Origin of the sequence: Nocardia sp. CC201C (assembly GCF_030010695.1) — a bacterium.
GTDB classification, from domain to species: domain Bacteria; phylum Actinomycetota; class Actinomycetes; order Mycobacteriales; family Mycobacteriaceae; genus Nocardia; species Nocardia otitidiscaviarum.
In genome coordinates, this window is sequence record NZ_JASCXP010000264.1 from 1 (window position 1) to 10,286 (window position 10,286).

The window sequence follows — 10,286 nt, forward strand, 5'->3', positions numbered from 1 at the left end:
AGCGTTGCTGCGTCGAGCGTTGCCGCGTCGAGCGTTGCCGCGTCGAGCGTTGCCGCGTCGAGCGTTGCTGCGTCGAGCGTTGCTGCGTCGAGCGTTGCCGCTCACACCGCTGCCGCGCATGTCCCTGCCGCACACAACTCGGCCGCTGGCCTCGAACCGACCCGGCGGGACCGAGGTCAACGGGCCCGCGCGACCCGGCGGTGGGTGCTGCATATCGATATGGACGCGTTCTTCGCCTCGGTGGAGCAGCTCACCCGGCCCACGCTGCGCGGACGGCCGGTGCTGGTCGGGGGCGTGGGCGGGCGCGGTGTGGTGGCCGGGGCCAGCTACGAGGCGCGGGTGTTCGGGGCGCGCTCGGCCATGCCCATGCATATGGCGCGCCGCCTGGTCGGGGTGAGCGCGGTGGTGGTGCCGCCGCGCGGGGCGGTGTACGCGGAGCTGAGCGGGCAGGTGTTCGACGTGCTGCGGGCGCGGATTCCGGTGCTGGAAACACTGTCCTTCGACGAGGCGTTCGGCGAACCCGCGGAACTGGCGGGGGCGACGCCGCAGCGGGTGCTGGAATTCTGTGAGCAGCTGCGGGAATCGGTGCGCGAGCGCACCGGCCTGGTCGCCTCGGTCGGCGCGGGCAGCGGCAAGCAGCTCGCCAAGATCGCCTCCGGACTCGCCAAACCCGATGGGGTGCGGGTGATCTCACCAGAGGAACAGGGGGACATGCTGGCCGCGCTGCCGGTGCGCAAACTCTGGGGAATCGGTCCGGTCGCCGAAAGTCGTTTGCGCACACTGGGAATCGAGACGGTGGGGGCGTTCGCGGCGCTGCCGGAGAGTGAGGCCGCCTCGATTCTGGGCGGCAGCGTGGGCGCGGCCCTGCACCGGCTGGCGCGCGGCATCGACGACCGGCCCGTCGCCGAACGCGCCGAGGCCAAACAGATCAGCGCCGAGACCACCTACGAATCCGACATCGTCAACCTCGCGCAGCTGCGCCCCGCCATCGAGGCCATGGCCGCCGCCGCGTACCGGCGGCTCACCGCCGACGGTCGGGCGGCCCGCACCGTGGTGCTGAAACTCAAGAAGTCCGATATGAGCATCGTGACCCGGTCCTCCACGCTGCCCTACGCCACCGAGGATCTGGCCACCCTCACCGCCGCCGCGCAGCGCTCGGCGCTGGATCCGGCCGAGCTGGGGCCGATTCGCCTGGTCGGCGTGGGTTTCGCGGGACTGTCGGAGATACGCCAGGAATCGCTGTTCCCGGAACTGGACCGGACCGTGGACACCGAATCGGTATCGGAGGAGCCGACTCTCGCGCTGGCCGCCGGGCCGGAGCCGGAGGTGCCGCCGCCCACCCGCTACTACACCACCCAGACCTGGTACCCCGGGGTGGATGTCGAACATCCGGAGTTCGGGCACGGCTGGGTGCAGGGCGCGGGCCACGGCGTGGTGACGGTGCGTTTCGAGACCCGCTCCACCGGACCCGGCCCCGCCCGCACCTTCGCCGCCGAGGACCCCGACCTGCGCCGCGCCGACCCGCTCGGCAGCCTGCGCTGACGGCGTCGGTCGAGGTCGGCGCCCCGCTCACGACGGCGCGGCGGCGCGGCGAATCGACTGTGCGCCTGGCGATAGCCTCGCCGAACTCTGTGGGTTCATTCTGAAATTGCTCCGCACCGGGTTCGAGGAGATATTTCCGGCCACAGCACTGTTAGCCTGGTGCCTCGTGCAACGCCGCCGGTCGGGTTATGGGCGGCTGTCACATGGACGAACGGACCTACTCGAACGCAAAGGACGAGCAGTTGAAGCTTCAGAAGACCGGACGTATCGCGGTCGCCACGCTGGCAGTCGTGACCGCACTCGGACTGTCGGCGTGTGGCAGTGGTGACAAGGAGAACGAGGGCACCAAGACCACGACCAAGACCACCACCTCGCAGGTGCAGACGCAGGCGCAGTCCGATCTGCCGCCGGTGCCGACCGTGGCCGACCTCAACGCGGAACTGCAGCGCGGCCTCGACCCGAACGTGCCGAACGAGGAGAAGCTCGAGCTGCTCCAGGGCATCAGCGCCGATCCGCAGCTGCCCACCCGCCTGGTCGAGGCGGTGCAGCAGAACAACGCCACCATCACCGTCACCGGTGTGACCGATCTGGGCAACGGCACCATCACCGCCGACGCCCAGGTGGCGCTCGCGGGCGGCGAGCCGCAGCAGGCGGTCGTGCCGTTCGTCGCCGAGGACGGCAAGTGGAAGGTCCAGAAGGAGTGGATCTGCAACATGATCCAGCTGGCCAACCAGACCTCCCCGGCCTGCGTCTGACGCGCTGACGGCGAAGGGGCCCGGGTCCGCGAAGGGACGCCGGGCCTTTTCTTTCGCTAACATCGCCCTCCGTGACCGATGTGATGGAGCGAGCGGACTCCGATGCCGCCGACAGTACGGAGCCGGGTTCCACCGATCGCAGGGGCGGCTGGGCCCGCCCCGTCGCTCTCCTGGCGGGATTCCTCGCGGTGCTGTCCGCGGTGGCGGTGCCGCTGCTGCCGGTCACCGTCGACGCGGCCACCCTCAGCTGGCCGCAGGGCGACTCCACGCGCGGCGTGGAGGCCCCGCTGGTCTCCTACGCACCGGTCAGCTTCGACGCCGAGATCCCGTGTGCGGCTGTGACACAGCTCGTTCCGGACGGCGGGACGCTGGTGGCGACCACACCGAACGGTGCGCCGGACCGGTGGCGGTACGGCTTCCTGGCATGGGTGAGCGCGGCGAGCACCGCCGAGGACGGCACCACCACACCGGCCCGGCTGGAGGCGGTGCTGCGGGATCAGCGACTGGTCAGCGTGCCCGTCGACGAACTCGGCGCGGAATGTGCCCTGGTCGTGCACGCCGGGATGGAACGGACCACGGCCACCCTCACCGATACCACGGTCGCGCCGGTCACCCTGGACGGCGACTTCCGGCCCCAGCTGGTCGGCATCTACAGCGATCTCGCCACCGCGGCCGGGACCAGCGTCACGGCCCAGGTCGACAGCCGCTTCTCCTCCACCCCCACCGTGCTCAAGCGGGTGGCGATCTGGACCGCCCTGCTGGGGACGGTCGTGGCGCTGTTCGCGCTGTACCGCCTCGACCGGCGCGACGGGCGCTCGCGACGACGCTTCCTGCCGCGGCGGTGGTGGACCTTCTCCCTGGTCGACGGGGCGGTGCTGGGCGCGCTGGTGCTCTGGCATTTCATCGGGGCCACCACGGCGGACGACGGCTACCTGTTCGGTATGGGCCGCGCAGCCATCCCGTCGGGCTATATGGCCAACTACTTCGCCTACTTCGGGGTCCCCGAGAACCCGGTGGGCCTATACCACTCACTGTTCGGTTACCTGGCCTTGATCTCACCGGCCAGCCCGTGGGTGCGGCTGCCCGCGCTGCTGGCGGGCATCATCTCCTGGCTGGTGATCAGTCGCGAGGTCATTCCGCGTCTGGGCGTGCGCATTTCGCGCAACCGGGTGGCGGTGTGGACCGGCGGTCTGGGCTTCCTGGCCGTCTGGCTGCCCTACAACAACGGGCTGCGGCCCGAGGCGGCCGTGGCGGTATCGCTGCTGCTCACCTGGGTGTCGGTGGAGCGCGCCGTCGCGACGCGGCGGCTGCTGCCCTACGCGGTGGCGGCGCTCATCGGGGCGTTCGCCTGCACGGCCGGACCCTCGGGCGTGATCTGCGTCGCTCCGCTGCTGGCCGGTATCAGGCCGATGTGGCGGGCGCTCGACGCGCGGGCGCGTGAGCTGAGCGAACCCGTCGCCCCGGGTGCCGGGTTCGCGACCACACTGTGGACGCGCATCGGCTCCTATCTGAGCCTGATCGCGCCGGTGGCGGCGGCCGGAACCGTGGTGCTGGCGGCGGCCTTCGCCGACCAGACCGCGGCGGCGATGCTGGAAATGCGGCACGTGCACGAACTCGTCGGCCCGAATGTCCAGTGGTACGACGAATATCTGCGCTACCAGTACCTGTTCATGCCCACCATCGACGGCTCGGTGGCCCGGCGCTTCGGCATGTTCATGTTCTGGGCGGGACTGCTGGTGTGTGCCTTCGTGTTGCTGCGTCGGGGCGGCCGGATTCCGTTCACGGCCGCCGGTCCGGTGCGCCGTCTGCTCGGCACCAGCGTCGGCGTCATCCTGCTCATGATGGTCACGCCCACCAAGTGGACTCACCACAACGGTGTCTACGCCGGGATCGCCGGTGCGGTGGCCGTGGTGACCGCGGTGGCCGTCGGTCCGCGCGTGCTGCGCTCGCCCCGCAATCGCGCCCTGTTCGCGGCTATCGTGGCCTTCCTGCTGGCCATCACGTTCTCCAGCATGAACGGCTGGTGGTACGTCTCCAACTGGGGCATCCCCTGGAACGACAAGTCCGTGGTGCTGGCCGGTGTCGGCGTCAACAAGCTGTTCCTGCTGCTGGCCCTGCTGCTGCTCGCGCTCGCCGGATGGTTTCACGTCCGTGCGCCGGAACCCGGTGCCTCGCACCGCATCTCCCGCCCCGTGTGGCGGCTGGTGGCGCTGCCGCCGCTGACGGTGGTGGCCGCCTTCATGGTGCTTTTCGAGGTGGGATCGCTGGCCAAGGGTGCGGTCGCGCAGTACCCGGGATTCTCCCTGGCGAAGTCGAATGTCAATGCCGTGCTGGGCAAGCCGTGCGGTATCGCCGAGGAGGTGCTGGTCGAAACCGACCCCAATGCGGGCATGCTGGCACCGCTGGCCGGTGACGCGTTCGCTACCTTCGCCGCCGACGCGGTCGGCTTCGCCCCGAACGGGGTGGCGACGGATCTGAAGGCCGACGACGAGGTCGACACCAGCGCCATCGTGAGCGCGCTGGACAGTGCGGAACAGGACGACGCGTCCGGAACCACTTCGGCCGCACTGCCGTTCGGCCTCGACCCGGCCACCACGCCGGTGCTGGGCAGCTACGGCACGACCGAGCCGATCGCGAGCCTGACCACCGGCTGGTACCGGCTGCCGGAGGCGAGTGAGCGCACCGGCCTCATCGCGGTCACGGCGGCGGGTCGGATCCGCTCGGTCGACGCGTCCGGCATCGTCACGCCCGGACAGTCGGTCGAGATCGCCTACGGCGTCGCCGATGCGGCGGGCGGGGTGCGGGAGGTGGGCCGGGTCGCGCCGATCGATATCGGTCCCGCGCCGACCTGGCGCAATCTGCGCTTCCCGTTCACCGATATCCCGGCCGAGGCCACCGCGATCCGTCTGATCGCCTCCGATCGGGACGACAACTGGAAACAGTGGGTGGCGCTGACCCCGCCGCGCGTCCCGCAGACGCGCACCCTGCAGCAGGTCGTCGGCTCCGACGCCCCGGTGCTGCTGGACTGGGCGGTGGGCCTGCAGGTTCCGTGCCAGCGGCCCTACGAACATCACAACGGCATCGCCGAGACCCCGCAGTGGCGCATTCTGCCCGACCGCGGTGGCGCCAAGGATACGAACCGCTGGCAGAGCCACGACAGCGGCGGCCCGCTGGGCTGGAGTTCGCTGCTGCTGCGCCCGCAGACCATGGCCACCTACCTGAACCACTCGTGGCGCACGGACTGGGGTGAGCTGCAGCGCTTCACCCGCATCGACGACTCGGCGATTCCGGCGCGGCCGATCGTCACCCCGGAGAACCACTCCGGGCTGTGGAGTCCGGGCCCCATCGACGTGCTGGGCTGGCGCTGACGGTCGACCCGCACCCGTTGCCTCGTCGCGACGGGTGCGGTGGCACAGCGGTGGTCAGCCCAGTTGGGCCATCCGCTTCTCCATCTCCTCCGGGCTGACCTCCTCGACATGGGTGGACACCGTCCAGCGGTGGCCCCACGGATCCTCGAAGGCGGCGGTGCGGTCGCCGTAGAACTGGGTTTCGGGTGCCTGGAGTTCCCGGGCTCCGGCCGCCAGGGCGGCGGCGTGCGCGGCATCGGCGTCCTCGACGTAGGTGTAGAGGTTGACCGGGGTGCCGCCCACCGCCTTGGGATCGCGGAAGCCCATCTCCGGGGCCGGATCACCGACCATGACGACGGAATCGCCGAACAGCAGTTCGCAGTGGGCGATCTTGCCGTCGGGGCCCGGCATGCGGAAGCGCTCGGCCGCCCCGAACACCCGCTTGTAGAAGTCGATGGCCTGGGCCGCGCCGTCGATGGCGAGAGCCGGGGAGACCACCGGGTAGCCCTCGGGAATGGGTGTGACATCGGACATCGGAATACCTCCGATCGATGGTGGGTGTGACAGCCCGACTGTAGGCCGGGGCACCGACAGAAAAGCATCGACGGATGCGGTGCCGCGCCGGGTGCGCCAGCGTATCGGGGTGATGGCCTTCCCGCGGAGTGTCAAGGCGGCTTGTCCGGCCGGGGCGTCCGGTCGGGTTGTCCGGTCCATCCGGGAGGTCAGGGACCCGCGATCCCCCGCAGGGCGTTCACCTGGGCGGCGGTCAGTTCACCGAGCCGCCGCGGATCGGGCTCCTCGGGACCGCTCAGGGCCACCTGCACCACGGTGGTGCCGACCAGGGTCACGCTGACCGCGGAGTACAGGGTGAGTCCTTCGCTGGTGGTCTCGACCCGGAAGGCGGTGGAGGCGTCCCCGGCCGTCGGCTGGTCCAGCCCTCCCACCCGGAAGCGCACGACGGTGTCCTCGGCATCGGCGGCGGAATACCGCACGCACTCCCGAAGCAGTGCTTGTGCTTCCGAAAATGCTTGCGCCGCAGCACTGTTCGAGTAGGCGGCGGCATCGACGTCGATACTCGTGAAATTCGGTCCGCCGAAGGACGCCGCCGCGCGTGACACCGCGCCCGGCGTCTGATCGGCAATGGGTGCGAGCACTTTCGCGCACTGCGGGGGATCGGTGTCGCCGAACGCCGCGCTCTCGTCCGGTTCCGGATCGGGCAGGGCGGCGAAACCGGCGGGCAGCCGGTCGATGCCGAGCAGGTCGGCGCGCAGGGCGGCCGCGTCGGGAACGGGCGCGTCGGCCGGTATCGAGGGCGGCGGCACCATCGGTCCCAGCGTCGGCGGCGCGGGTTCGGAATCGTCCGAGCCGCACGCGGATACGGCCAGTCCCGCGACGACCGCGGCCAGGGCCGCCGTCACGGTCCGTCCGCTCATTCGCCCCACTGCACTTCGGTGCTCAGCGTCTGCCGCAGCGTCACCGAGCTGCGCGGATCCTTGTAGGTCTGGTTGCCGCCCACCGTGATCGCGCCCGATACCGGCAGCGGCTTGGTCAGATCCACGGTGATCACGCCCGACCCGTGCATGAGGTAGTCGACGATCTTGAGGGTTCCGGCATTGTTGGGCAGTTCCCACTCCGACACCTTCGGCGTCTGGGTGACCTCGAGCGCGATGGTGAGCAGATCGCCCTCCCGATCGGTGAGGGTCGCGGTGGTCACCTGGTCGAGCGGCACACTGCCCGACACCCGCTGGCGCACCGTCCACACCGCGCCGACGCCCACCGGGGTGCGCGGGAAGGCGATGGACTGGTATACCGCCTGGTAGAACGCCTGCTCCAGGGCGGCGCGGGCCGGATCGGAGGTGGCGGTGTTGGGGGTCAGCCGCAATGCGGTGATGGCCCCGTACTCGCTCATCTCCAGGCCCGCACGCGAACCGTCGGCGGGCCGCAGCGCCTTGGCCAGCACCGGGTCGCTGGAGGTGACATTGCCGAGCACCAGCTCGCAGCCCTGCTCATCGGTCAGCGCGGTGAGCGGAATGGTGACCGCCGGCGGGGAGAAGTCGCGCACCGCCTGGTCGTTGATCTGCTGCTCGATGTGGTGGTCGGTGCGCAGCGTCACCTCCTGGGTGGTGCCGGTCGGGAGGCTGCGCGACAGCATGCCGCGCGGGCTCTCCCCGGCATCGAGGACGGTGGTCACCACCGCCGCGATGGGCACCGTGACCTCCTTGCCGATCCCGGCCGGTTCCGCACCCTCGACATCGACGGTGGCCTCCGAACGATTGCTGCATCCGACGCCGAACGCCGAGAAGGCGACGGCGATCACCACCAGCAGCACGCTGGGGCGGGCGGATCGGATCGCGGACCGCGGTCGGCCGGAGTCTCCGGCGCAGGGTGCGGTGGCGGTCGCCGAGCAAGTGGGAGAAGACAACACCGTCACGTCGAACAGGGTACGGCGCGATCCTGATAATCAGCTGGGTTGTCAGGGGGCGGGTCCCCACATGGTTCTCAGGCGGCGCTCGGGTGTGCGACCCGGTGAGCGACGAGGCGGCAATCGGCATAGGGGATGATGGCAGGCGTGAGTATCGACCGGCCGCGCGACACCGGCGCAGACCAATCCCCACCGCCACCCGGCGGCTCCGCCGTGGGCGAACACACGCCCGACACCCCTGCCGATACGGAGAACGCGCCGTCGAGGGGTGGTTCCGGGGTGTCCGGCGCAGGGGCGGAGCGCGGGGCGGCCGGGGCCGGAGCGGCGCGCGAGAAGGGCTCGGGCACGGCGGCGGGTTCGGGTGTTGCGGTGGGTTCGGACGCCGCTGTGGGTTCGGACGCCGCTGTGGGTTCGGACGCCGCTGTGGGTTCTGACGCTGTGGCGGGCTCGGGTGCCGAGACACACGCGGACGCCGCCACGGGCACGGATTTCGCGACGGGGTCGATTGCCGAAGCAACCTCGGACTCGGCAGATTCGGACACCGCAGCAGATTCGGACACCGCTGCAGGCTCGAATACCACGGCAGGCGCGGATGGCGCTGTTGGTTCGGGCGGCGCTGTCGGTTCGGATGGCGCAGCCGGCGCTGTTGGTCCGGATGATGCGGCGACCGCGGGTCGGCCGCTGCGGTTGCGGACGCTGTTGATCATCGCCGCCGTCCTGCTCGGCCTGGACCTGCTGACGAAGGTCGTCGCCGTGGCGACGCTGACGCCCGGCGAGCCCGTCTACCTCATCGGCGATTGGTTGCGGTTCAGCCTGGTGCGCAATCCGGGCGCGGCCTTCTCCATGGCGACCAGCATGACCTGGCTGCTGACCCTGGTCGCGGCGGCCGTGGTGATCGGCGTCATCCGCATCGGCCGCACGCTGCGGTCGCTGTGGTGGGCGATCGGGCTCGGCATGGTGCTCGGCGGGGCGCTGGGCAATCTCATCGATCGGCTGTTCCGCGCGCCCGGACCGTTGCAGGGGCATGTGGTGGACTACCTGGCCGTCGGCTGGTGGCCGGTCTTCAATGTCGCCGACTCCGCCATCGTGTGCGGTGCGATTCTGCTGGTGGTGCTGACCGTTTTCGGGTTCGAGCCGGACGGCACCCGCGCGCACCGGCAGTCGGCCGAGGAGAACACCGAGGAGAAGACGGTATGAGGGAGACCCGCAGCATGCCCGTGCCCGACGGGCTCGACGGTATGCGCGTCGACGCCGGGCTGTCGCGGCTGCTGGGGCTGTCGCGCACGGCGGTGGCGGCGCTGGCCGAGGACGGCTCGGTGCAGCTCGACGGGGTGGCGGCCGGGAAGTCCGACCGGTTGACGGCCGGGGCCTGGCTCGAGGTCGAGTTCCCGGAGCCCAAGCGGGAACTCACCGTGGAGGCCACCCCGGTGGAGGGGATGAAGATCCTCTACGCCGATGACGACATCGTGGCGGTGGACAAGCCGGTGGGCGTGGCCGCGCACACCGGGGTGGGCTGGTCCGGGCCGACCGTGGTGGGCGGGCTGGCCGCCATGGGCTACCGCATCTCGACCTCCGGGGCGCACGAACGTCAGGGCATCGTGCACCGGCTCGACGTCGGCACCTCCGGGGTGATGGTGGTGGCGCAGTCCGAGCACGCCTACACCCAGCTCAAGCGCGCGTTCAAGTACCGCACCGTGGACAAGCGCTATCACGCGCTGGTGCAGGGCCATCCGGACCCCTCCAGCGGCACCATCGACGCGCCGATCGGGCGGGCGCGCGGCAACGACTGGAAGTTCGCGGTGACCGCCGACGGTCGTCCGAGCGTCACCCACTACGACACCATCGAGGCGTTCCAGGCCGCCAGCCTGCTCGACATCCACCTGGAAACCGGTCGCACCCACCAGATTCGCGTGCACTTCTCGGCCATCCGGCATCCCTGCTGCGGTGACCTCACCTACGGTGCGGATCCCCGCCTGGCCGAGCGCCTCGGCCTGGAACGCCAATGGCTGCACGCCCGCCAGCTCGGCTTCAACCATCCGGCCGACGGCCGCTGGATCGAGATCACCAGCGAATACCCCGCCGATCTCGAACACGCCCTGGATGGGCTGCGCAATGCGTAGTCCGGCCGCGAACCGATGACCGCCCGACCCGCGCGCGACGACGGCACCGATCACGACGGCGCAGGCGACAGCTGTGAGTCCGGTGACCGTGATGTCGGTG

The 10,286-nt window shown here is 70.6% G+C and carries 8 protein-coding genes; 5 read left to right on the forward strand and 3 right to left on the reverse strand.

Features of this window, described 5'->3' with window-relative positions:
• Positions 1 to 204: 204 nt before the first annotated feature.
• The 3 genes from QK444_RS24235 (at position 205) to QK444_RS24245 (ending at position 5,665) form a co-directional block, all read left to right on the forward strand.
• The gene (locus tag QK444_RS24235) at positions 205 to 1,542 is read left to right on the forward strand and encodes a DNA polymerase IV (protein ID WP_282783994.1); all 1,338 of its coding nucleotides are present in this window, start codon (positions 205 to 207) and stop codon (positions 1,540 to 1,542) included.
• A 242-nt stretch (positions 1,543 to 1,784) separates the two neighbouring features.
• Positions 1,785 to 2,297: a hypothetical protein gene (locus QK444_RS24240; protein ID WP_282783995.1), complete on the forward strand. Its 513-nt coding sequence runs from the start codon at positions 1,785 to 1,787 to the stop codon at positions 2,295 to 2,297.
• 71 nt (positions 2,298 to 2,368) lie between these two features.
• On the forward strand, positions 2,369 to 5,665 hold the full coding sequence (locus QK444_RS24245) for an arabinosyltransferase domain-containing protein (RefSeq protein ID WP_282783997.1): 3,297 nt from the start codon (positions 2,369 to 2,371) through the stop codon (positions 5,663 to 5,665).
• A 54-nt stretch (positions 5,666 to 5,719) separates the two neighbouring features.
• On the opposite strand, the gene QK444_RS24250 is transcribed toward QK444_RS24245, so the two are convergent.
• The 3 genes from QK444_RS24250 to QK444_RS24260 all read right to left on the reverse strand — a co-directional run bounded on the left by QK444_RS24250 (position 5,720) and on the right by QK444_RS24260 (position 7,964).
• On the reverse strand, positions 5,720 to 6,178 hold the full coding sequence (locus QK444_RS24250; protein ID WP_282783999.1) for a VOC family protein: 459 nt from the start codon (positions 6,176 to 6,178) through the stop codon (positions 5,720 to 5,722).
• A gap of 188 nt (positions 6,179 to 6,366) precedes the next feature.
• Positions 6,367 to 7,077: a hypothetical protein gene (locus QK444_RS24255; protein ID WP_282784001.1), complete on the reverse strand. Its 711-nt coding sequence runs from the start codon at positions 7,075 to 7,077 to the stop codon at positions 6,367 to 6,369.
• Positions 7,074 to 7,964, reverse strand: coding sequence for a hypothetical protein (locus QK444_RS24260; RefSeq protein WP_282784003.1), 891 nt, complete (start codon positions 7,962 to 7,964; stop codon positions 7,074 to 7,076). Before QK444_RS24260 ends, QK444_RS24255 begins: the two co-directional genes overlap by 4 nt.
• A gap of 606 nt (positions 7,965 to 8,570) precedes the next feature.
• Between QK444_RS24260 and lspA the strand changes: the two genes are divergently transcribed.
• The gene (gene lspA, locus QK444_RS24265) at positions 8,571 to 9,263 is read left to right on the forward strand and encodes a signal peptidase II (RefSeq protein WP_282784007.1); all 693 of its coding nucleotides are present in this window, start codon (positions 8,571 to 8,573) and stop codon (positions 9,261 to 9,263) included.
• Positions 9,260 to 10,186 (forward strand): RluA family pseudouridine synthase, encoded by a 927-nt coding sequence (locus QK444_RS24270; RefSeq protein WP_282784005.1) that lies wholly within the window; start codon positions 9,260 to 9,262, stop codon positions 10,184 to 10,186. The genes lspA and QK444_RS24270 overlap by 4 nt, the downstream gene beginning before the upstream one ends.
• Positions 10,187 to 10,286 lie beyond the last annotated feature (100 nt).